Raw genomic sequence first — 20240 nt, 5'->3', positions numbered from 1 at the left:
CCCGGGGGCTGCGCCCCCGGGCCCCTTTCGGGCCTGAACGGGCCTCGTCCTCACACGCCGGACGGGCCGGGAGGTGAGCGGTGCTCGCCGGGAACCGCCGGACGGGGCTCAGCGGTGGCCGACGTGGTCCTCCAGGCGGCCCACTTCCAGTCCCCGCTCCGCCAGTTCGTCCAGCAGCCGGGCCGTCCGTTCCGTCAGGGTCAGCGACGGGGCCTCACCCGACGGTACGGCGATGATGTCGCCGGGGTTCAGGTGGTGGGGGCCGTCGGTGTAGGTGAGGTGGCCGTCGGGTTCCAGGGTCGCTCTCCACAGCACCACCGCCGCGATGCCGCAGTCCGCGGCGGCCCGCAGGGTGGTGGTGTCGTACGTGCCGTAGGGCGGGCGGAAGAGGCGGGGGCGGACGCCGAAGCGGGACGCGAGCTTGCGCTGCTGGCCGCAGATCTCGGCGCGCTGGCCGGCGTAGGGCAGACCGCGCAGGGCGGGGTGGTCGAGGGTGTGGTTCTGCAGGCTCGCGCCGACCGAGCGCAGCCGGGCGAAGTGGGCGTACCCGGGGCCCACCACGCTGTCCGTGAGGAACAGGCTGACGGGGAGCCGGCGCTCGCGCACCAGGTCGATGAAGCGGGGGTCGCGTTCGGCGCCGTCGTCGTAGGTGAGGAAGACGACCGCGTCACGGGTGGGGACGCGGTCGACGACGGGCGGGAGGGGGCCGGTCCACGGCGCCGGGCCGGCTCCGGGCGACCGGCCCGCGCCGTCCCCCGGCCCGTCCGACGGACCGCAACCGACGAGCACGGCCAGCAGGGCGACGACGCCCGCCAACAGGAGGCCGGCCCGCGCCCGGAGGGCGGCCCGCGCCCGGAGGGCGGCCGGGTCGGTCCCCACCGGCACCGCACCCCGGCCCCGGAAGACAGCCGGGCCGGCCCCCGCCGACGTCACCGCCCTCGTGACGAGGCCGCCCCACGGCCGAGAACCGCACCGAGCCCGGAAGACAGCCGGACCGCTCCCCGCCGGCACCGCACCCCGGCCCCGGAAGACAGCCGGACCGGCCCCCGCCGACGTCACCGCCCTCGTGACGAGGCCGCCCCACGGCCGAGAACCGCACCGAGCCCGGAAGACAGTCGGACCGCTCCCCGCCGACGTCACCGCCCTCGCGGCGAGGCCGCCCCACGGTCGAGGGCCGGGGCGGGGCCGGAGGCCGGTCGCCGGTCTCCCGGCCCTCACAGGTAGTCCTCCAGGCGGGCCACCGCGTACCCCTCCGCCGTGGCCTTGTCCAGGAAGCGGCGGATCATGTCCGGCATCGTGCCCTTCCAGTCCCCGCGGCCCCGGAAGTGGCTGAGGACGATGTCGCCGGGGTGCAGTGCGCGGTCCCACTCGCGGTACTCCCAGCGGTCGACGAAGACCTCCTCGTTCCAGAGGGGGACGTGGGTGATCCCGCAGGCCTTGGCGGCGCGCAGGGTGGCCTTGTCGTAGTTGCCGTAGGGCGGGCGGAAGAGGACGGGGCGCTCGCCGTAGCGCTCCTCGATGACCTCCTGCATGCCGCAGATCTCGCGCTTCTGGCGGGCGTAGGACAGGGCCGGCAGGTAGGGGTGGTGGAGGGTGTGGTTGTGCAGGGCGACGTCCCGGTCCCGCATCTCCTTGAAGTAGCCGTAGTCCTCCTTGACCAGGTAGTCGCTGAGGAAGGCGCTGTACGGGACCTTCAGCTCGCTCATCATCCGCAGGAACGCCGGGTCCTTCTCGGCGCCGTCGTCGATGGTGAGGAAGAGGATCTTCTCGTCGGTGGGGACGGTGGTGAAGACCGGGGGGAGGCCCAGCCGCCGGTGGCCGTCGACCTCGAAGCCGTCGCGGGTGGTGATCCGGGGCTTCTCCGCCGGGGGCGGCGGGGCGGTCAGCGGCACCCGCTTCAGCCCCCAGCGTCTCGCGGCGGCGACCCTCGCCGCGTGCGCCGCGCGCAGCTTGTCGGCGTAGGCGTCGAGCGCGCGGGCCGGGGGCTCCCGCAGGGGCTGCTGACCGCCCGCCGGTTCGACCGGGGCGTCGCCGCCCGGTCCGCAGCCCGCGGCGATGGAGGCGAGAGCGAGTACCGCGAGGCCGGTCCGCACACCGCCATATGGCCACCTTTTATCGTTTTGTCCTACTGCTCGCATGGTGCCGGATCCTCGCAGTCCGCCCCCGGCGATCCGGCCCGACACCGCGACCGGAGGCACACGGTCCACCGACTGGCCCACAATGACCCGGTGAACGACCTCGCTCCCCTCCTCACCCCCGAAGGCCGCGCCCTCCTCGACGAGGTGCGCGACACCGATCCGGCCCGTGAACTCGCCGTCGCGACCCGGCTGCGCCGCGAGCACCCCGCCGACCTGGTGTCGGCGGCGCTGGGCCAGGCGCGGCTGCGGCAGCGCGCGGTGGCCAAGTTCGGGGCGGAGGACGCGCGGCGGATGTTCTTCACGCCGAACGGGGTGGAGCAGTCGACGCGGGCGAGCGTGGCGGCGTACCGGGCACGGCGGTTCCGGGAGCTCGGCGTGGTCTCCGTGGCCGACCTGTGCTGCGGGATCGGCGGGGACGCGATCGCGCTGGCCCGTGCCGGGATCCGGGTGCTGGCGGTGGACCGGGACCCGCTCACCGCGGCGGCCGCGCGGGCGAACGCCGACGCGCTGGGGCTCGCCGACCTGATCGAGGTGCGGCAGGCGGACGTGACGGAGGTGGACACGGCCGGCCACGACGCCGTGTTCGTCGATCCGGCCCGGCGCGGCGGGCGGGGCCGGATCTTCGACCCCGAGGCGTACTCGCCCCCGCTGTCCTGGGCGGTCGAGGCGGCCCGCGCGGCACCGCGCGCCGCCGCGCTGAAGGTCGCGCCGGGCATCCCGCACGAGGCCGTCCCCGCCGACGCGGAGGCCGAGTGGATCTCGGACGGCGGGGACGTGAAGGAGGCGGTGCTGTGGTTCGGCGCCGGGCAGGGGGCGGCGGTCCGCGCGACCCTCCTCCCCGGTCCGCGCACCCTCCTCTCCCGCGGGCTGCCCGACCCCGCGGTCCGCCCGCCCGGCCGGTACCTGTACGAGCCCGACGGCGCCGTCGTCCGGTCGCACCTCGTCGCCGAGGTCGCCGCGGAACTCGACGGCGGGCTCCTCGACGCGACCATCGCCTACGTCACCGCCGACGAGCACCGCCCGACGCCGTACGCCACCGCCTACGAGCTCACCGACCGGCTCCCGTTCAGCGTCAAGAAGCTGAAGGCGCTGCTGCGCGAGCGCCGGGTCGGCACGCTGACGGTGAAGAAGCGCGGCTCGGCCGTCGAGCCGGAGGAGCTGCGCCGCAAGGTCCTGCCCAAGCCGCACGGCACCGAGTCCGTCACGGTCTTCCTGACCCGCGTCGCCGGCGCCCCGACGATGCTGCTGGGGCACCCGGTGCGGTGATCACGCGCCGGTCTGCGCCGCGCGGCGCAGCAGCAGCTCCCGTTCGCGTGCGTTGCGGGTCAGCGACGCCGCGCGCCGGAACTCCGCCCGGGCCTCCTCCGTGCGGCCCAGGCGGGCCAGCAGGTCGCCGCGGACGCTGGGCAGCAGGTGGTAGTCCCGCAGCGCCGGTACGCCGGTCAGGGCGTCGGCCAGGGGCAGCGCGGCGGCGGGTCCCTCGGCCATGGAGACGGCCACCGCGCGGTTGAGTTCGACGACCGGGGAGGGGGCGCGGGCGGCGAGCAGGGCGTACAGGGTGGCGATGCGGGGCCAGTCGGTCTCCTCGTAGCGGTACGCGTGCGCGTGGCAGGCGGCGATGGCCGCCTGGAGGACGTACGGGCCCGGGGCGCCGGCGGCGACGGCGTCGGCGCGGGTGAGGGCGGTGACGCCGCGGGCGATGAGCATGCGGTTCCAGCGGGCGCGGTCCTGGTCCTCGAGGAGGACCGGTTCGCCGTCCGGGCCGGTGCGGGCGGCGGCGCGCGAGGACTGGAACTCCAGCAGCGCGGTGAGCCCGTGCACCTCGGGCTCCTTCGGCATCAGCCCGGACAGCACGCGGGCCAGCCGCAGCGCGTCCTCGCAGAGCGCCGGGCGCAGCCAGTCGTCGCCGGCCGTGGCGGCGTACCCCTCGTTGAAGATCAGGTAGATGACGTCGAGGACCGAGCCGAGGCGGGCCTCCCGGTCGGGGCCGTAGGGCACCTCGAAGGCGACGTTCCTCGTCGCCAGGGTGCGTTTGGCGCGCACGATCCGCTGGGCCACCGTCGCCTCCGGCACGAGGAAGGCGCGGGCGATCTCGGCCGTGGTCAGGCCGCCGAGCAGCCGCAGGGTGAGGGCGGTGCGGGCCTCGGCGGACAGGACCGGGTGGCAGGCGGTGAAGACGAGACGGAGCAGGTCGTCGTCGATGTCGTCCGGACCGGCGGGCTCCTTCGGCGGGGCCGTCACCATCGGCTGGTCCCGGCCGATCTCGGCCAGCTTGCGGGCGTAGGTCTCCCGGCGGCGGATCAGGTCGACGGCACGGTTGCGGGCGGTGGCCATGAGCCAGGCGCCCGGGTTGTCGGGCACCCCGTCCCGCGGCCACTGCTCCAGCGCGGCGACGAGGGCGTCCTGCGCGAGCTCCTCGGCGATGCCGACGTCCCGGACGACACGGGTCACGCCGGCGATCACCCGGGGCGACTCCATGCGGAACACGGTCTCGACGGTCCGTGCCGTGTCCGGGGCCGTGTCCATGTCCGGGGCCGGGTCGCGGGGGCCTGTGGTGGGCTGTGGTGTCACGACCCACCATCAGACACCCGTACGGCCGCGGAGCCAAGGAAGGGTCTCCGGGCGCGCGGGAGCCGTCAGCCCTCCATGACCTCCCGCACCTCGCAGGTCACCGTCCAGTGCGGCTCGTGCACCTTCAGGAACCGCTTGGTCCACTCGATCGCCTCGGCCCTGTCCTTGGCCTGCAGCATCGCGTAGCCGCCGATGACCTCCTTGGCCTCGGTGAACGGCCCGTCCGTCACGGACAGCCGGCCGCCCTCGTAGTGCACCCGGGCGCCCTGGGCGGTCGGGACCAGCCCGGCGGTGTCCAGCAGGACCCCGGCCTTCGTCATCTCCTCGATCAGTTCGCCCATCCGCCGCATCAGCTCGGGGCTGGGGCCGCCTTCGGGGGCGTTGTCCTCGTCGATCCGGATCAGGGAGAGAAAGCGCGGCATGGTGACTCCTCGGGTCGTGCGGACCGGGTCCTTCCCGGCCTCTCACCCCTGCGTCGAACGGGGGACACCGGATTCGACACCGGCGCCGGAGTTCTTTCCCCCCCCGCCTCCGCCTCACTTCAGAGAGGCCCACAGCTCCCCCGCCGCCGGCTCGTCCGCCACCACGCGGTTGCCGTCCCAGGGGGCCGGGACGACCGGCATGGTGAGGGTGGTGACGCCGTCGGCCGGGAGGCCTTGCAGGCTCTGGGCGAGGCGCGTCAGTTCGCCCAGCGAGTCGAGGCCGGTGTCGGTGGTGAGGCTGCCGGTGACGGTGTCGGCGATCCGGTACAGCCGGGTGGGGCGGGTCAGCAGGTCCTCGTCCGCGACCTGCTCCAGCAGCGCCTTCACCAGCTGGTGCTGGAGCCCTATGCGGCCGAGGTCGCTGCCGTCGCCGACGTCGTACCGGGTGCGGGCCAGGGCGAGGGCGTCCGTGCCGTCGAGGTGGTGGGTGCCGGCGTCCAGGGTGAGGTGGCTGCGGTCGTCGTCGATGTCCTCCTCGGTGGTGACGGTGACCCCGCCGAGCGCGTCGACCAGGCGGGCGAAACCGGCGAAGTCGATCTCGACGTAGTGGTCCATGCGGACGTCCGTGAGCGACTCGACGGTCTTCACGGCGCACACCGGCCCGCCCACCTCGTACGCGCTGTTGAACATCACGCCGGAGGCCGCGCGGGTCGACTCCCCGTCCTCCAGGGGGCAGGAGGGCCGGTCGACGAGGGTGTCGCGGGGGATGCTGACCACCGTCGCGGCGGTCCGGCCGGCGTCGAGGTGGACGACCATGGCGGTGTCGGAGCGGGCGCCGCCGCTGTCGCCGCCGCCGAGCTCCTGGTTCTCCTCGCCGCTGCGCGAGTCGGAGCCGAGCACCAGGATGTTCAGGGGCCCGGTCGGCAGGGCCGTGGCGGACGCGTCCGGGGACGGGGCGGCCGCCGACCCGGCGGGGCGGTCGCCGCCCAGGGCGTGGTCGATGTCGACGCCGTCGATGTTGTCGTTGAGCTGCCAGTACGCCCAGCCGGCGGCTCCGGCGCCCAGGGCCAGCAGGCCCGCCAGCGTGAACCCTGTGATCCTCAGCGCCTTCGCCCGCCGGCCCGTTCGTATGCCCGCGCCCTCGTCCCCGGCCCCGGCCCCGTCGTCGTCCCCGGTGCCGCCGCTCTTCTCGTGTCCCCTCACGGGCAGGAACATAAGTCCGAATTATGACGAGCGGCGACCCGCGGACGGTTTTCTTGTGAAATTCTCAGACTTCCGGCCCGGCGTCCGGCGGCCCGAAACTTTCGGACCGGTTCACGCCCCCGCCGGCGCCGCCGTACTGCTCCGCACCACCAGGCTCGTCGCCAGCTCCACCCGGGTCGCCGCCGCCGAGTCCTCGTCCCGGCCCAGATCGAGGACCAGCTTGGCCGCCGCCTCCGCCATCTCCGTCAGCGGCTGTCGCACGGTCGTCAGCGGCGGCCCCACCCAGCGGGCCACCGGCAGGTCGTCGAACCCGACCACGCTCAGGTCCTCCGGGATCCGCAGCCCCAGCTCGCGCGCGGCCTCGTACAGGCCGAGGGCCTGGAGGTCGTTGCCGGCGAAGACCGCGGTGGGCCGGTCCGCGCGGCGCAGCAGGGCGAGGCCCTGCCGGTAGCCGGCCTCGTGGTGGAAGTCCCCGGCCATGATCAGTCCGGGGTCGACCGGCAGCCCGGCGGTCTCCAGGGCGGCCCGGTAGCCGTCGACGCGGGCGCGGCTGCACATCATCTGCGTGGGTCCGCTGATCGCGCCGATCCGGGTGTGGCCCAGCTCGACCAGGTGCCGGGTCGCGGCGAGCCCGCCCTGCCAGTTGGTGGCGCCGATGGAGGGCACGTCGGTGCCCGGGTCGCCGGCCGGGTCCATCACCACGAACGGGATGGAGCGGCTGGTCAGCAGGGCCCGACCGGACTCGTCGAGGCCGGACAGCACGAGGATCACGCCGTGCGGGCGGCGGGCGGCGACCTGGTCGGCCCAGGTGCGTCCGGGCGTGAGCCGGCCCGCGCTCTCGGAGAGGACGACGCTCAGGCCCGCGTCCCGGGCCACGTTCTCCACGCCCCGGATGACCTCCATCGCCCAGGCGCTCTCCAGTTCGTGGAAGACCAGGTCGATCAGGGGCGAGCGGGTGGCCTCGGCGCGCCGGCGCCGGTAGCCGTGGGCGCGCAGCAGCCCCTCGACCCGGCTCCGGGTGGCGGGAGCGACGTCGGCGCGGCCGTTGAGGACCTTCGAAACAGTCGGGGCGGAGACGCCGGCCTCGCGGGCGATCTCGGCGAGGGTCGCCGTCCGGGCGCTGCGCCCTTGAGTCCGGGTTTCGGCGGGCTGCGGGGAAGTCATGCGCGCGATCGTAACCCTGCGGACCCCCACAGCGAAGACTCCCGGACATCACCGCCCACCGGAACATTCGGCGTATGCTACGCAACATTCGAATGGACGTCGGCAGGGATCACCACCCGGCGCCGCGGCTCCAAGCCCTCCGGCGCTCGGGCGGGCGCACTCCCGTCGTCGGGCGCCCCGTCACGGGATGCACCGGGCGCCCCGTCACGGGATCCGGTCCCGACGCCGCGCACGGACCGGTGGCCACCGTACGGCAGGGCGTGCCGGGCCGGCGCCAACCCGCTCCGCCCGAAGTGTTCGTCCCCAGGACGGGCGGGGCACGACCCTCCTAGCGTGGAACCGTTGTCCTGGAGGGGGAATCGATGCAGCAACGGGGGAAGAGCGCTTTACCGCGGTACGCCGACGACGCCGTCACACGGGAACTCTGCGGCCACGTGTACCGCGACATGGAATGGGCCGTGTCCGTGGGCCGGATGTTCGTGACGGAGCGGTTCCGCGCGCACGGCCAGCCCAAAGGGGTGGATCTCGTCGCCGTGGTGCGGCACGCCCGCCGTGCGGAGCGGCTGTTCCTGCTCCGGGACGCCATGCTCGCGCTCTGCTTCGCCGCACTCGCCGCGGGCGTGATCGCCGGCCTGGCCGCACTCGTCGTGCGCGACCTCGAGCGCCTGACCGGATGCCTGCTCCTCGTCGCAGGCGCGCTCGTCGCGGGAACGGTCGTCGCCTTCGCCTGGAACTGGGTCATGTGGCGCGCGGCGCAGGGCGTCCAGTGGGGTGACGACCCGCCGCGCCACGGCGCCCCGGCGGTGAAGGCCGGGCTCGAACGGGAACTGGACGCTCTCGACCAGGCCAACGTCATCGTGTATTCGGCCAAAGGGCCGGACGGCGAGCAGCCCTTCCTCGGCAGCGGCATCTCCATCATGGAAACCGTCTGGCCGGGCATCGACATCAGCCGCCCCGCGAGAAAGAGCACGGGCAAGAAGGCCAGGATCAAGAGCTTCACCGCTTCGGAGCTGCACTCCCACGTGGCGGACCGGCTCCCCGACCTCGCGGGGCTCGACGGGCTGCGCGTCTGCAACCGCCTCCACATCCAGGGACATCACGTCCGGGACCTCGGCGCCGCACTGGTGCCGGACCCGCGGAGGCGCCCGGTCACCCGCATCGATCCCCACCTGGTCGAGACGGGCATCGCCGAGACCGGCGACGTGATGCGGAGCTACCTGACGCTCGAACTGATCGGCACCCGTGGCTCCTACGTCGTCACCGTGCACCTCCGTGCCCGGCTGGCCCGCTCCCGCCTCTCCTGGGAGATCGCCGCCTCCTACCTGCCACCCGTGCACACGGTCTTCAACCACCCCCGCACGCATCGGTTCGGGTTCGGGGATCACGCCATGACCATGGTGAGGGTCACCCGCGAACAGCTGCGCGACCAGTTCTTCGGATCCGCCCGCCGCATGCTCCGCCGTCCCGTGCGGCGGACCGCCGACGCGGTACGGCTGCTGTGGCAGCGCAGCCGGATAGCCCGTCCCCGCAGCTACTTCGACTACGGCGCCGGCGGCACTCTGCGGGCCGTGGCCTCCGCCCCCTCCCGGCAGGGGGACTACACCCAGCGCATGGACGCCGAGGACGCCATGCAGCGCATCCAGCAGGCCCTGCTGCGCGCCACCGACCAGTTCCTCGAAGCGCACCACGTCGACACCTCCGACCTGCGGCGGACCCAAAAGATCATCACCACCCAGACCTACAACTTCAGCGGTCCGATCAACGGCCAGAACGTCTTCGGCAATCACGGGATCAACGTCGCGAAGGACCTGCGCCTCACGCCCGGTCCCGACGGCGGCACCGGTAACGGGACCGGGAAGACCGGAGGCGACGCCGGCGGCGGGAACGCGGGCGTCCCGGCGGCCGCCGCGGACGACACCGAGAACTGAGGAAGGCGGTACGCGTGAGCACGTACAACTTCAACGGGCCCGTCAGCGGCCAGAACAACTTCGGCGACCACAACCAGAACCTGCTCATCGGAAACCTGGACGAGCTGGTGGCACGGGTCCGTGAGGAACAGCCGGGCCGGGCTCCGGAGGCGGAACTCATCCGCGCCGAGGTCACCCGGGCCGCGGCCGAGGACCGGCCCGTGGACCGCGGCCGGATCCAGGACTGGCTGGCCACCCTCCGCGAGGGCGCGGACGCGGGCAGCGGAGTGCTGGCCCTGATCACGTCCCTGCGGGCGCTCCTGGGTCTGTGACCTCGCCCAGCGACTCGAACCGCCACCGGTGCACCGGACGGGTGACCAGCTCCCCGTCCGGTTCCGGGAGTTCGGGGAGGTCCGCGTCGTACGGGGCGTCCCACCAGGTGACGACCAGGACGCGGTCCTGCGGGGCGCGGAAGGTCTCACGGCGCAGCGGGCGGCGGGCGAGCTCCCGCACGTGTTCCTCGGTCCAGGCCACCAGGTCCGCGCCCCGGCCGGGGACCGCCCGGGCCTCCCACATCAGCGCGACGGTCATGAGTACAGGTTCCCCTCGCCGGCCTCGTGGACGTGGTCGTGCGTGTGCGAGGCGCCCGGCACGTGCGGGTCCGTCACCGGGAGCGAGGAGTCGGCCGACAGGTCCCAGTCGGAGGCCGGACGGTTCCGGGCGACCATCTCCGCGCCCAGCGCCGCCACCATCGCGCCGTTGTCCGTGCACAGCTTGGGGCGCGGCACGCGCAGCCGGATGCCGGCCGCCTCGCAGCGCTCCTGGGCCAGGGCCCGCAGCCGGGAGTTGGCGGCCACGCCACCGCCGATCATCAGGTGGTCGACGCCCTCGTCCTTGCAGGCCCGTACGGCCTTGCGGGTGAGCACGTCCACGACCGCCTCCTGGAAGGACGCCGACACGTCGCGCACCGGCACCTCCTCGCCCGCCGCCCGCCTGGCCTCGATCCAGCGGGCCACGGCCGTCTTCAGCCCGGAGAAGGAGAAGTCGTACGCCGGGTCGCGCGGACCGGTCAGCCCGCGCGGGAACGCGATCGCGTCCGGGTCGCCCTCGCGCGCGTACCGGTCGATGACCGGGCCGCCGGGGAAGCCCAGGTTCAGCACGCGGGCGATCTTGTCGAAGGCCTCGCCGGCCGCGTCGTCGATGGTCGCGCCGAGGGGGCGGACGTCGGAGGTGATGTCCGTGGACAGCAGCAGCGAGGAGTGGCCGCCGGAGACCAGCAGCGCCATCGTCGGCTCGGGCAGCGGCCCGTGCTCCAGCTGGTCGACGCAGATGTGCGAGGCGAGGTGGTTGACCCCGTAGAGGGGCTTGCCGAGGGCGTAGGCGTACGCCTTGGCCGCCGAGACGCCGACCAGCAGCGCGCCGGCGAGTCCGGGTCCGGCGGTGACGGCGATGCCGTCGAGGTCGCGGGCGCCGACGCCCGCCTCCTTCAGCGCGCGCTCGATGGTGGGGACCATCGCCTCCAGGTGGGCGCGGCTCGCCACCTCCGGGACGACGCCGCCGAAGCGGGCGTGCTCGTCGACGCTGGAGGCGACGGCGTCCGCCAGCAGGGTGGTCCCGCGCACGACGCCGACGCCGGTCTCGTCGCAGGAGGTCTCGATCCCCAGTACCAGGGGTTCGTCAGCCATGGGTCTCGGTTCCTTGTACGCCGTTCCCGTCGACGGGATTCGCCGGGTTCACAGAGGTGGACGGGTCGGTCAGCCGCATCACCAGGGCGTCCACGTTCCCCGGTTGGTAGTAGCCGCGCCTGACGCCGATGGTCTCGAAGCCGAAGCGCTCGTAGAGCTTCTGGGCCCGGACGTTGTCCACCCGGCACTCCAGCAGCACCTCGGCGCACTCGAAGGCGGTCGCCGCCCGCAGCAGCTCGGTCAGCAGCCGCGAGCCGAGGCCGGTGCCCCAGTGGTCCCGGGTGACGGCGATGGTCTGCACGTCGGCCGCCCGGACGCTGTCGCCGCCCCGGCCGCCGTCGCCGTCGGACTCCGCGCCGGAGATGGTGAGGCCCGCGTAGCCGACGATCCGCTCGCCCTCCTGGGCGACGACGTAGCGCCGCGTCGCCCCGGGCCCGCGCGCATGGGCCAGCTCGGACCAGAACATCCCGCGCGACCAGGCGTCCTCGGGGAACAGGTCCCGCTCCAGCTCCAGTACGGAGTCGATGTCCCACCAGCGCATCTCGCGCAGCACGACCGTCTCGGTTCCCGTCACTTGGGGGTGACCACCTTGTAGTTCCTGGGGACCTGGGCATCGGGCCGGCGCAGGTACAGCGGCCGGGGCGCGGGCAGTTCCTCGCCCGCCGCCAGCCGCTCGGCGGCCAGCTTGGCCAGGGCGGCGGCGGACACGTGCTCGGGCTCGTGCGCCCGGGGGAAGGTGTCCGGGTAGAGCAGCGCGCCGGCGCCGACCGCGGGCAGGCCCGCGACCTGCTCGGCGATGTCGGCGGGCCGGTCCACGGCGGGTTCGGTGAGGCGGGTGCGGGAGTCGGCGTAGCGCGCCCAGTAGACCTCCTTGCGGCGGGCGTCGGTCGCCACGACGAAGGGGCCCTCCAGGTCGGCCGCGCAGGCCAGACCGTCCAGCGTGCACACACCGTGCACGGGCACGCCCAGCGCGAGCCCGAAGGTGTCCGCGGTCATCAGGCCGACGCGCAGCCCGGTGTACGGGCCGGGGCCGACGCCGACGACGATCCCGGTGACGGCGTCCAGCCGCAGGCCTGCCTCGGCGAGCACCCGGTCGATCGCCGGGAGCAGCAGCTCGCCGTGGCGGCGGGCGTCCACCTGGCTCGACGAGGCGATGACGTCGTGACCGTCGTGCAGCGCGACGGTGACGGCGGGGGTGGCGGTATCCAGAGCGAGCAAGAGCACGCAAACAGCCTACGGCTCCCACGCCCGGGCCACGGCCGCACGGGTCGACCGGTCACGTACTGCTACGGTCACGTCGGTGTACGTACATAACCGTGCAGAGCGGGACAGAGGTGACGACGGTGGCAGGCGCCAGCGCGATGATGGTGGCGGGGCTGACCGCGGCGGCCCTCGCGACGGTCGGCCACCTCGGCCACCGGGCGGCGGTGACCGTCCCGGCCGAGCTGCGCCCTCCGGCGCCCGGCACCGCGGCGGCCCTCCACCACACCCTCCGGGAGGGGAACCACCCCGCCGCCCTGCCCGCACGGTCGGGGACCGGCGAGCGGGTCGTGTACGCGCTGGGCGCGGACCGGGTGTGGCTGGTCGAGGAGAGCGGCACGGTGCGGCGCTCCTTCGGGGTCAGCCCCAGCACGGTGGACCCGGCGCCGGGCGCCTACCGGGTCACGTCCCGGTCCCGCACGGCCACCGGATCGGACGGCGTCCCGATCGAGCACGTGGTGCTGTTCGCGTCCGTCGAGGGCACGGCGATCGGGTTCAGCGCGGCGGTCGACGGCTCGGCGCCGCGGCTCGACCCGGAGGAGCGGACGGGCGGCATCCGCCAGGCCCGCGAGGACGGCGCGGCGATGTGGGGCTTCGCGACGCTCGGACGGAAGGTCGTCGTCGTGCGGTGAGCCCCGGTGCGCGCGTTCCGGCCGGATCGCGTGGACGGGGCCCGTGCATTCCGACAAGACGTCGGCAAGATGTTGCGTTCGGCGTCCCGGGCGTGGTCACATGGTATCCAGCCCGTGGTTAGGTCTACCTAACCACGCCCGCCCCCGTCCTTCAGGAGGCGTCCATGCCGGCCCATCAGAGCGCCCGCCGGACCACGGCGCAGTCGCGGCCCCAGCCGGTCTCCGGGATACCGATGCGCGACCTGCTGGCGTCCTGCGCCGCGGCCGCCGCGGTCTCCACCCCGCCCCGCGCGCCGGAACCCCGGCCCTGCGAACCGGCCGACGAGCACCGCGAGGCGGCGTAACCGGCCGGGCCGACAGGACGCCCGGACGCCTCCGTCAGGCCGACAGCACGGTCAGGTCGGTCGCCGTCCAGCGCGTGCCCAGGCCGGTCGCGGTCACCCGGCGCACCTCGTCGGAGGTGTCGCCGACCGCCCGGTGGATGACGACCTGGAGACGGTCCTCGGTCAGCTCCTCGACCTTGCCCTCGCCCCACTCCACGACGATCACCGACTCCGGCAGCGAGACGTCGAGATCGAGGTCCTCCATCTCGTCGAGGCCGCCGGAGAGCCGGTACGCGTCCACGTGGACCAGCGGCGGACCGTCCCCCAGGGACGGGTGCACCCGGGCGATCACGAACGTCGGCGAGGTGACCGCGCCCCGCACGCCGAGCCCCTCGCCCAGCCCCCGGGTCAGCGTCGTCTTGCCCGCGCCGAGCTCGCCCGAGAGCAGGACCAGATCGCCGGCGCGCAGCAGCTTGGCGAGCCTGCGCCCCAGTTCGCGCATCTGCTCGGGGGAGGTGACGGTCAGCTCCACGGAGTTCGCGGGCGGCGTCGGTTCAGCCGGGGTGTGCGGTGCTGCTGCTTCCATGACCACCAACCGTAGCTCCTGCGGGCACCGCGCCCACGCGGGTGAGCAGGTCGGCGAGGCGGTCGGTGACCACCTCCGGGTGCTCCAGCATCACCAGGTGCCCGGCGTCCGGGACCAGCACCAGTTCCGCCTCCGGGAGCAGATCGGCGATCGCCTCGCTGTGCTCGCTCGGCGTCACCAGGTCCCGCACCCCGGCCAGCACCAGCACCGGCAGGCCGGCGAAGTGGGCGAGGGCCTCGGTCTTGTCGTGGTCGTTGAAGGCCGGGTAGTACTCGGCGACCACGTCGATCGGCGTGCCCTCGATCATCCGCTCGGCGAACCGGGCGACCGCCGGGTCCACGTCCCGGGACGCGAACGAGTACCGCTTGATCACTCCGGCGAACAGGTCCGCCGTCGCCCGGCGCCCCCGTTCCACCAGCTCGGCCCGCTGCCCCAGCGCCTTCAGCACCCCCGGCAGCACCCGTCGCACCGCGTTGACGCCGGCCACCGGGAGCCCGAAGTTGACCTCGCCGAGCCGCCCCGACGACGTACCGATCAGGGCGACGCCCACGACCCGCTCCCGGATCAGCTCCGGGTACTGGTCGGCGAGGGCCATCACCGTCATCCCGCCCATGGAGTGACCGACCAGCACCAGCGGGCCCTGGGGCGCCGCCGCGTCGATGACGGCCTTCAGGTCCCGCCCCAGCTGCTCGATGGTGACCGGCTCGCCCCGCTCCACCTGCGCCGTGCCCCGCGCCGAGCGGCCGTGGCTGCGCTGGTCCCAGTACACGGTCCGCACGACGCCCCGCAGCGCGGCCCGCTGGAAGTGCCAGGAGTCCTGGCTGAGGCAGTAGCCGTGACTGAGGACGACGGTGACCGGGGCGGGGGCCTTGCGGCCGAACAGCCGGCGCCTGCGCTCGGGGGTCGGGACGGGGTCGACGTCGTCGGCCTCGTAGTACAGCTCGGTGCCGTCGTCGGCGTACGCCTTGCCGGGGGTGCCGCGCAGCGCGCCGTACGGCCCCGCGGAGTCGAGGGCGAGCCGGGCCTTCTGGCGTATGCCCCGGCCGACCGTCATCCGCTCTATCGCCACGCCGGCGGCGGCCCCGGTGGCGAGCACGCCCAGCGCGACGCCCGCGACGCCGGTGGCCCGGCGCCAGCCTCCCCCGGCCGCGGAGGCGGCGGCCTCCGCGATGCCCTCGCTCACGTACCGCTCCCCTCGTTCCCCTCGTTGACGTAGACGCGCGGGACGCGGGTTCCGATCCGGGTGACGATCTCGTACGCGATGGTCCCGGCGGCCTGCGCCCAGTCCTCGGCGGTGGGCTCACCGCGGTCGCCGGGCCCGAAGAGGACGGCCTCGGCGCCCGGCTCCGGCTCGTCCCCGCCCAGGTCGACGACGAACTGGTCCATCGCGACCCGTCCCGCGACCGTGCGCCACTTGCCCTCGACGAGGACCGGCCCGGTGGAGGAGGCGTGGCGCGGGACGCCGTCGGCGTAGCCGAGCGGGACGAGGCCGAGGGTGGTGGCGCCCGGGGTGACGTAGTGGTGGCCGTAGCTGACGCCGTGGCCGCCGGGAACGTGCTTGACCAGGGCCATCGAGGCGGAGAGGGTCATCGCCGGGCGCAGTCCGAGGTCGGCGGGGGTGCCGATCACGGGGCTGGGCGAGACGCCGTACATCGCGATGCCGGGCCGCACGAGGTCGAAGTGGCTCTCGGGGAGGGTGAGGGTGGCGGGCGAGTTGGCGATGTGCCGTACCTCGGGGTCGACGCCCCGGCTCTCGGCGTACGCGACCATCTCCCGGAACCGGGTCAGCTGGGCGGCGATGGAGGGGTGCCCCGGCTCGTCGGCGCAGGCGAAGTGCGACCACAGGCCGGTGATCCGCAGCAGCCCTTCGGCCTCGGCGCGCAGCGCCCGTGCGACCAGCTCCGCCCAGTCGTCCCCGGGCTGGCAGCCGCCGCGCCCGAGCCCGGTGTCGGCCTTGAGCTGCACCCGTGCGGGCCGTCCCGCGAGACGGGCGGCCCGGACGACCTCGTCCAGCGCCCACCCGCCGCTCAGGGACACGTCGAGGTCGGCCTCGATCGCCTCCCGCCAGGGCCCGCCGGGCGTCCACAGCCAGCACATGATCCGTACGCCGTCCGGCACCCCGGCGCCGGGCGCGCGCAGCGCGAGCGCCTCCTGCGGGGTGGCGGTGCCCAGCCAGGTCGCCCCGGCCGCCACGGCCGCCCGCGCGCAGGGGGCGGCGCCGTGCCCGTACCCGTCGGCCTTGACCACGGCCATGAAGGCGGCGCCGGGCGCGCGCTCGCGCAGGGTCCGCACATTGGCCCGCACGGCGGCGAGGTCGATCTGGGCGCGGGCCCGCAGCTCCGCACCCCCCGGGGCGACTGTCTCGTTCATCCCGCCCAGTCTCTCAGAGCGCCCCGCCGCGCCTTCCCGTCGGCTGATTCAGCCCCTCCGGCGTGTGAGGAGCCGGGGGCCCGGGGGCGGCGCCCCCCCGGGGCGGGACGGGCAAGGGCGGCGGGGGCGAGATCCCCGAGGCGCCCGCCTCACCCCCGCACCACACTCCGCCACGCCCCCGCGATCCCCTCCGCCACGTCGTGCGCCCCCATCGGCGCCCCGTCCGCCGCGAACCGTCCCGCCAGCCCGTGCAGATACGCCCCCGCGCTCGCCGCGTCGACGGCCGACAGCCCCGCCGCCAGCAGCGAGCCCCCCAGCCCCGACAGCACGTCCCCGCTCCCCGCCGTGGCCAGCCACGACGTCCCCGTGGGATTCACCCGCACCGCGCCCCCGCCCGGGGACGCGATCAGGGTCGTGGACCCCTTCAGCAGCACCGTCGCCCCGTACCGCCCCGCCAGCTCCCGCACCGCGCCCAGCCGGCCGCCCTCGACCTCCTCCCGCTCGACCCCGAGCAGCGCCGCGGCCTCCCCCGCGTGCGGGGTCATCAGCGTCGGCGCCCGCCGCCCCCGGACCGCCGACGCCTCCGCCAGCCGCAGCCCGTCCGCGTCGATCAGCACCGGCACGTCCGCCGCCAGCACCTCCGCCACCGTCGCCGCGTCGTCCCCGGCCCCCGGTCCGACCACCCACGCCTGCACCCGCCCCGCGCGCTTCGGCCCTCCGTCCGACACCAGCGTCTCGGGGAAGCGGGCGATCACCGCCTGCCCGGCGGGACCGACGTACCGTACGGCCCCCGCACCGCCCCGCAGCGCCCCCGCCACCGCGAGCACCGCGGCCCCCGGATAGCGGGCGGACCCGGCCGCGATCCCGACGACGCCCCGCCGGTACTTGTCGCTCTCGACGGCCGGCACCGGCAGCAGCCGGGCCACGTCCGCGTGCTGCAACGCCTCCAGTTCCGCCTCGGCCGGCAGCTCCAGCCCGATGTCGACCAGCCGCACCGACCCCGCGTACTCCCGCGCCGGGTCGATCAGCAGCCCCGGTTTGTGCGTCCCGAAGGTCACCGTGAGGTCGGCGCGGAGCGCCGTCCCCCGCACCTCCCCGGTGTCGGCGTCGACCCCGCTCGGCAGGTCGACGGCGACCACGGCCGCCCGCGCCCGCTCGGCCGCCTCGGCGAGCGGCACCGCCTCCGGGCGCAGCCCGCCCTTGCCGCCGATGCCGACGATGCCGTCGACGACGAGATCGGCCCGCTCGATCAGCCCCTCGGCGCCGTCCGTGCCCGTGCTCCGCCCGCCCGCCCGGCGCAGCGCCGCGAGCCCCCCGGCGTGGGCGCGCTCGGGCGCGAGCAGCACCGCGCTCACGCCCGCGCCGCGCCGGGCGAGCCGGGCGCCGGCGTAGAGGGCGTCACCGCCGTTGTCCCCGCTGCCGACCAGCAGTACGACCCGGCTGCCGTACACCCTCCCCAGCACGTCCGCACAGGCCGCGGCGAGCCCGGCGGCGGCGCGCTGCATCAACGCCCCCTCCGGCAGCCGTGCCATCAGTTCCCGTTCCGCCGTCCTGACCGTCTCCACGCTGTACGCAGTACGCATGCGTCCGAGTCTCCCGCAGACGGCCCGTCGACTCCCGTACCGGCGGGGCGGACCGCTTGACTCCTCGTCATGCCCTTGCCAAACTCTCGGCCCCCCACCGAATGAATCGATTCAGTCGAATCGGTTCGACGACGGAAGCAGAGGACCCATGGGACGCAGAGCCGCACTCCTCGCAGCAGCCGGCGCCACCGCACTCCTCACCGCCGCCGGCGCCATGACGGCCCCGGCCGGCGCCGCGACCTCCCCCACCACCGCGACCACCGCGGCCCCGGCCCCCGCCCGCGCCGCGGCCTGCGGCGACGGCTCCTACCAGGCCGAGGCCGTACTGAACGGCGGCACCTGGACGGCCAGGCGCGGCGGCAGCACGGTCCACACCGGCACCGACATGCGCGCGGCCGTGCAGGCGGCGATCAACAGCCTGACCCCCGGCCGCACCAGCAAGGAACGGGTCGTGGTCCGCGGCTCGGGCTCCGTCTCCGCCGGTTCCCGCATCTCCCTGCCGAGCTACACGGCCCTCGACGTCTGCGGCACCATCGACGTCACCGGCAGCGGCTCCGGCGACCAGGCCCCGGTCTACTCCCGCGGCACCCGCGACATCGAGGTGCAGCACCTCGACGTCACCGGCGCCCCGCTGTACGGGATCTTCCTGCGCAACGTGCAGAACGTCGTCCTCGGCCAGATCGACATGCGGCTCTCCCGCGGCCTCGGCGTCCGCATCGACAACCGCGGCGACACCAGCCAGTGGACCCGCAACGTCCGCATCGACGACGTGTACGTCTCCGGCGCGTCCAGCCACGCCGTGGAGACCTACGGCGTCGACGGCCTCACCGTCGGCACGGTGACCGCCCGCGACGTCGGCGAGTCGGGCCTGCTGCTGAACCAGACGATCAACGCCACCGTCTCCAGGGTGGACGCGGAGAACGCCGGCGCCGGCACCGGGTACGCCGCCTTCCGCATGGCCAACCGCAACGGCCGCATCGGCAACTCCTACCCCACCAACATCCGCGTCGGCGAGGTCGTCGCGCGCGGCGGCGGACGGGGCGTGTTCTGCGTCTCGGAGAGCGGCGGCGCGACCATCGACAGGATCACGCTCTCGAACACCGGCAACAACGCGATCCTCATCGAGAACTGCTCCAACGTGAACCTCGCCGCGCAGAGCGGCACCGTCACCGGCGGCGGCGAGATCCGGCTGGCGGCGCGGACGGAGTTCGCGAACAACCGGGACATCACCGTCCAGAACCTCACGGTGACCAACTCGTCGATCCGCGAGAGCCCCTGCGGCGAGAACACGACGTTCCGCAACAACCGGCTGGTCAACAGCGGCCAGTCGATCTGCTAGCGGAGGCGCGCACACGCACGGCGGGGTGCGGCGCTCCCTGTCGCCGCACCCCGCCGTGCACCCCGCCGTGCGTCCCGCCGCACGCCCTTCGTCGCCTCAGTCCGTGGTGAGCATCCCCGCGCGCAGCCGCTTCAGCGTGCGGGACAGCAGGCGCGAGACGTGCATCTGGGAGCAGCCGAGCCGCTCACCGATCTCCGCCTGCGTCAGCTCCTCCACGAAGCGCCAGTGCACGATCTTGCGCTCGCGCTCGTCGAGCTCGGCGATCATCGGCGCCAGCGCGTGGAAGTCCTCGACCAGTTCCAGCGCGGCGTCCTCGGTGCCGATGAAGTCCGCGAGCACGCTCTCGCCGTCCGGCTCGCTGCCGATGGCGGCGTCCAGGGACGCGGAGTTGTAGCCGTTGGACGCGATCCGGGCCTCGTTGACCTCTTCCTCGGTCAGGCTCATCAGCTGGGCGAGCTCGGCCGTCGTGGGCGTGCGGCCCAGCCGGCTGCGCAGCTCCTCGGTGGCGCGGGCGAGCTGCACCCGGGCCTCCTGGAGCCGGCGCGGCACGTGCACGGACCACGACGTGTCCCGGAAGAACCGCTTGATCTCGCCGACGATGTAGGGGATCGCGAAGGAGGTGAACTCCACCTCGCGGGACAGCTCGAACCGGTCGATCGCCTTGATCAGACCGATCATGCCGACCTGGACGATGTCCTCCATCTCCTCCGGCCCGCGGCTGCGGAACCGGCCGGCCGCGAAGCGGACCAGGGACATGTTCATCTCGATCAGCGTGTTGCGCGCGTACTGGTACTCGTGCGTGCCCTCTTCCAGCTCCGCCAGCCGGCGGAAGAACTGCTTGGACAGCTCCCGGGCGTCCTTCGGCGCGACCTGACCGGGATCGGCGACCTCCGGCAGTTCGGTCACTGTCTGAGCTCGGTCGGTCCGTGTCATCGTCGACGTCACTGTTCGCCCTCCCTGGTCGGTCGGCCCCACTTCCGGCACCGGCTCAACCGCTTGTACCCCGGTCCACGCGATACACGCACCCTCTTTTCACATATTTCATCGGCGGCGGCGC

General features: G+C 74.4%; 21 protein-coding genes. 6 read left to right on the top strand and 15 right to left on the bottom strand.

The window, feature by feature from the left end; all coding sequences use genetic code 11:
• Nucleotides 1–108 precede the first annotated feature (108 nt).
• Nucleotides 109–879 carry a polysaccharide deacetylase family protein gene (locus tag ADK41_RS19530; RefSeq protein WP_078662084.1) on the bottom strand — a complete coding sequence of 257 codons (771 nt, stop codon included), beginning with the start codon at nucleotides 877–879 and terminating at the stop codon, nucleotides 109–111.
• Nucleotides 880–1214: 335 nt separating this feature from the next.
• Nucleotides 1215–2093 (bottom strand): polysaccharide deacetylase family protein, encoded by an 879-nt coding sequence (locus ADK41_RS19525; RefSeq protein ID WP_030831537.1) that lies wholly within the window; start codon nucleotides 2091–2093, stop codon nucleotides 1215–1217.
• Between the two features lie 135 nt (nucleotides 2094–2228).
• Between ADK41_RS19525 and ADK41_RS19520 the strand changes: the two genes are divergently transcribed.
• Complete coding sequence (locus tag ADK41_RS19520; RefSeq protein WP_030831539.1) at nucleotides 2229–3404, top strand: class I SAM-dependent methyltransferase; 1176 nt, start codon at nucleotides 2229–2231, stop codon at nucleotides 3402–3404.
• Here ADK41_RS19520 and ADK41_RS19515 read toward each other — a convergent pair whose 3' ends face one another.
• The 4 genes from ADK41_RS19515 to ADK41_RS19500 form a co-directional block, all read right to left on the bottom strand.
• Nucleotides 3405–4664 carry an RNA polymerase sigma factor gene (locus tag ADK41_RS19515; protein ID WP_030831541.1) on the bottom strand — a complete coding sequence of 420 codons (1260 nt, stop codon included), beginning with the start codon at nucleotides 4662–4664 and terminating at the stop codon, nucleotides 3405–3407.
• Nucleotides 4665–4774: 110 nt separating this feature from the next.
• On the bottom strand, nucleotides 4775–5131 hold the full coding sequence (locus tag ADK41_RS19510) for a YciI family protein (protein WP_030831542.1): 357 nt from the start codon (nucleotides 5129–5131) through the stop codon (nucleotides 4775–4777).
• A 114-nt stretch (nucleotides 5132–5245) separates the two neighbouring features.
• Nucleotides 5246–6346, bottom strand: coding sequence for an LCP family protein (locus tag ADK41_RS19505; protein ID WP_030831546.1), 1101 nt, complete (start codon nucleotides 6344–6346; stop codon nucleotides 5246–5248).
• A 99-nt stretch (nucleotides 6347–6445) separates the two neighbouring features.
• Nucleotides 6446–7498, bottom strand: coding sequence for a LacI family DNA-binding transcriptional regulator (locus ADK41_RS19500; protein WP_030831548.1), 1053 nt, complete (start codon nucleotides 7496–7498; stop codon nucleotides 6446–6448).
• Nucleotides 7499–7860: 362 nt separating this feature from the next.
• On the opposite strand from ADK41_RS19500, the gene ADK41_RS19495 reads away from it, so the two are divergent.
• Together ADK41_RS19495 and ADK41_RS19490 are read left to right on the top strand one after the other, a co-directional pair.
• On the top strand, nucleotides 7861–9426 hold the full coding sequence (locus ADK41_RS19495; RefSeq protein ID WP_053670273.1) for a hypothetical protein: 1566 nt from the start codon (nucleotides 7861–7863) through the stop codon (nucleotides 9424–9426).
• A gap of 14 nt (nucleotides 9427–9440) precedes the next feature.
• On the top strand, nucleotides 9441–9737 hold the full coding sequence (locus ADK41_RS19490) for a hypothetical protein (RefSeq protein ID WP_030831552.1): 297 nt from the start codon (nucleotides 9441–9443) through the stop codon (nucleotides 9735–9737).
• Here the strand turns inward: ADK41_RS19490 and ADK41_RS19485 are convergent.
• Genes ADK41_RS19485 through tsaB form a run of 4 tightly spaced genes read right to left on the bottom strand, consistent with a single transcriptional unit; the run spans nucleotide 9706 to nucleotide 12314 of the window.
• The gene (locus ADK41_RS19485) at nucleotides 9706–9996 is read right to left on the bottom strand and encodes a hypothetical protein (RefSeq protein ID WP_030831555.1); all 291 of its coding nucleotides are present in this window, start codon (nucleotides 9994–9996) and stop codon (nucleotides 9706–9708) included. The genes ADK41_RS19490 and ADK41_RS19485 overlap by 32 nt on opposite strands.
• On the bottom strand, nucleotides 9993–11090 hold the full coding sequence (gene tsaD, locus ADK41_RS19480) for a tRNA (adenosine(37)-N6)-threonylcarbamoyltransferase complex transferase subunit TsaD (RefSeq protein ID WP_030831557.1): 1098 nt from the start codon (nucleotides 11088–11090) through the stop codon (nucleotides 9993–9995). The genes ADK41_RS19485 and tsaD overlap by 4 nt, the downstream gene beginning before the upstream one ends.
• Nucleotides 11083–11664, bottom strand: a complete 582-nt coding sequence (gene rimI / locus ADK41_RS19475) for a ribosomal protein S18-alanine N-acetyltransferase (RefSeq protein ID WP_030831561.1) — start codon at nucleotides 11662–11664, stop codon at nucleotides 11083–11085. The genes tsaD and rimI overlap by 8 nt, the downstream gene beginning before the upstream one ends.
• On the bottom strand, nucleotides 11661–12314 hold the full coding sequence (tsaB, locus tag ADK41_RS19470; protein ID WP_030831565.1) for a tRNA (adenosine(37)-N6)-threonylcarbamoyltransferase complex dimerization subunit type 1 TsaB: 654 nt from the start codon (nucleotides 12312–12314) through the stop codon (nucleotides 11661–11663). Before tsaB ends, rimI begins: the two co-directional genes overlap by 4 nt.
• 119 nt (nucleotides 12315–12433) lie before the next feature.
• On the opposite strand from tsaB, the gene ADK41_RS19465 reads away from it, so the two are divergent.
• Nucleotides 12434–12982 carry a hypothetical protein gene (locus ADK41_RS19465; protein ID WP_030831568.1) on the top strand — a complete coding sequence of 183 codons (549 nt, stop codon included), beginning with the start codon at nucleotides 12434–12436 and terminating at the stop codon, nucleotides 12980–12982.
• A 164-nt stretch (nucleotides 12983–13146) separates the two neighbouring features.
• Nucleotides 13147–13326 carry a hypothetical protein gene (locus ADK41_RS19460; protein WP_030831571.1) on the top strand — a complete coding sequence of 60 codons (180 nt, stop codon included), beginning with the start codon at nucleotides 13147–13149 and terminating at the stop codon, nucleotides 13324–13326.
• 34 nt (nucleotides 13327–13360) lie between these two features.
• Here ADK41_RS19460 and tsaE read toward each other — a convergent pair whose 3' ends face one another.
• From tsaE to ADK41_RS19440, 4 genes are all read right to left on the bottom strand, one after another.
• A complete protein-coding gene (tsaE, locus tag ADK41_RS19455; protein ID WP_030831573.1) occupies nucleotides 13361–13891 on the bottom strand; it encodes a tRNA (adenosine(37)-N6)-threonylcarbamoyltransferase complex ATPase subunit type 1 TsaE in 531 nt (176 codons plus the stop codon).
• Complete coding sequence (locus ADK41_RS19450) at nucleotides 13860–15074, bottom strand: alpha/beta fold hydrolase (RefSeq protein ID WP_030831576.1); 1215 nt, start codon at nucleotides 15072–15074, stop codon at nucleotides 13860–13862. The genes tsaE and ADK41_RS19450 overlap by 32 nt, the downstream gene beginning before the upstream one ends.
• The gene (gene alr, locus ADK41_RS19445; RefSeq protein WP_030831579.1) at nucleotides 15071–16261 is read right to left on the bottom strand and encodes an alanine racemase; all 1191 of its coding nucleotides are present in this window, start codon (nucleotides 16259–16261) and stop codon (nucleotides 15071–15073) included. Before alr ends, ADK41_RS19450 begins: the two co-directional genes overlap by 4 nt.
• Before the next feature lie 149 nt (nucleotides 16262–16410).
• A complete protein-coding gene (locus tag ADK41_RS19440) occupies nucleotides 16411–17844 on the bottom strand; it encodes a bifunctional ADP-dependent NAD(P)H-hydrate dehydratase/NAD(P)H-hydrate epimerase (protein ID WP_030831582.1) in 1434 nt (477 codons plus the stop codon).
• A 148-nt stretch (nucleotides 17845–17992) separates the two neighbouring features.
• On the opposite strand from ADK41_RS19440, the gene ADK41_RS19435 reads away from it, so the two are divergent.
• Nucleotides 17993–19183 (top strand): hypothetical protein, encoded by a 1191-nt coding sequence (locus ADK41_RS19435; protein WP_030831585.1) that lies wholly within the window; start codon nucleotides 17993–17995, stop codon nucleotides 19181–19183.
• Between the two features lie 96 nt (nucleotides 19184–19279).
• On the opposite strand, the gene ADK41_RS19430 is transcribed toward ADK41_RS19435, so the two are convergent.
• Entirely contained in the window at nucleotides 19280–20116 is an 837-nt protein-coding gene (locus ADK41_RS19430; RefSeq protein ID WP_030831589.1) for an RNA polymerase sigma factor SigF, read from the bottom strand.
• Nucleotides 20117–20240: the final 124 nt, after the last annotated feature.

The organism is Streptomyces caelestis, from assembly GCF_001279005.1.
Classification (GTDB): domain Bacteria; phylum Actinomycetota; class Actinomycetes; order Streptomycetales; family Streptomycetaceae; genus Streptomyces; species Streptomyces heliomycini.
This window is presented reverse-complemented; position numbering and strand designations above follow the sequence as displayed.

Bases quoted from the DNA above. Each gene is read 5' to 3' on its own strand.
- ADK41_RS19515 (WP_030831541.1), bottom strand. From the start codon at position 4,664: ATGGACACGGCCCCGGACACGGCACGGACCGTCGAGACCGTGTTCCGC.
- ADK41_RS19510 (WP_030831542.1), bottom strand. From the start codon at position 5,131: ATGCCGCGCTTTCTCTCCCTGATCCGGATCGACGAGGACAACGCCCCC.
- ADK41_RS19505 (WP_030831546.1), bottom strand. From the start codon at position 6,346: ATGTTCCTGCCCGTGAGGGGACACGAGAAGAGCGGCGGCACCGGGGAC.
- ADK41_RS19500 (WP_030831548.1), bottom strand. From the start codon at position 7,498: ATGACTTCCCCGCAGCCCGCCGAAACCCGGACTCAAGGGCGCAGCGCC.
- ADK41_RS19495 (WP_053670273.1), top strand. From the start codon at position 7,861: ATGCAGCAACGGGGGAAGAGCGCTTTACCGCGGTACGCCGACGACGCC.
- ADK41_RS19485 (WP_030831555.1), bottom strand. From the start codon at position 9,996: ATGACCGTCGCGCTGATGTGGGAGGCCCGGGCGGTCCCCGGCCGGGGC.
- tsaD (WP_030831557.1), bottom strand. From the start codon at position 11,090: ATGGCTGACGAACCCCTGGTACTGGGGATCGAGACCTCCTGCGACGAG.
- ADK41_RS19460 (WP_030831571.1), top strand. From the start codon at position 13,147: ATGCCGGCCCATCAGAGCGCCCGCCGGACCACGGCGCAGTCGCGGCCC.
- tsaE (WP_030831573.1), bottom strand. From the start codon at position 13,891: ATGGAAGCAGCAGCACCGCACACCCCGGCTGAACCGACGCCGCCCGCG.
- alr (WP_030831579.1), bottom strand. From the start codon at position 16,261: ATGAACGAGACAGTCGCCCCGGGGGGTGCGGAGCTGCGGGCCCGCGCC.
- ADK41_RS19440 (WP_030831582.1), bottom strand. From the start codon at position 17,844: ATGCGTACTGCGTACAGCGTGGAGACGGTCAGGACGGCGGAACGGGAA.
- ADK41_RS19435 (WP_030831585.1), top strand. From the start codon at position 17,993: ATGGGACGCAGAGCCGCACTCCTCGCAGCAGCCGGCGCCACCGCACTC.
- ADK41_RS19430 (WP_030831589.1), bottom strand. From the start codon at position 20,116: ATGACACGGACCGACCGAGCTCAGACAGTGACCGAACTGCCGGAGGTC.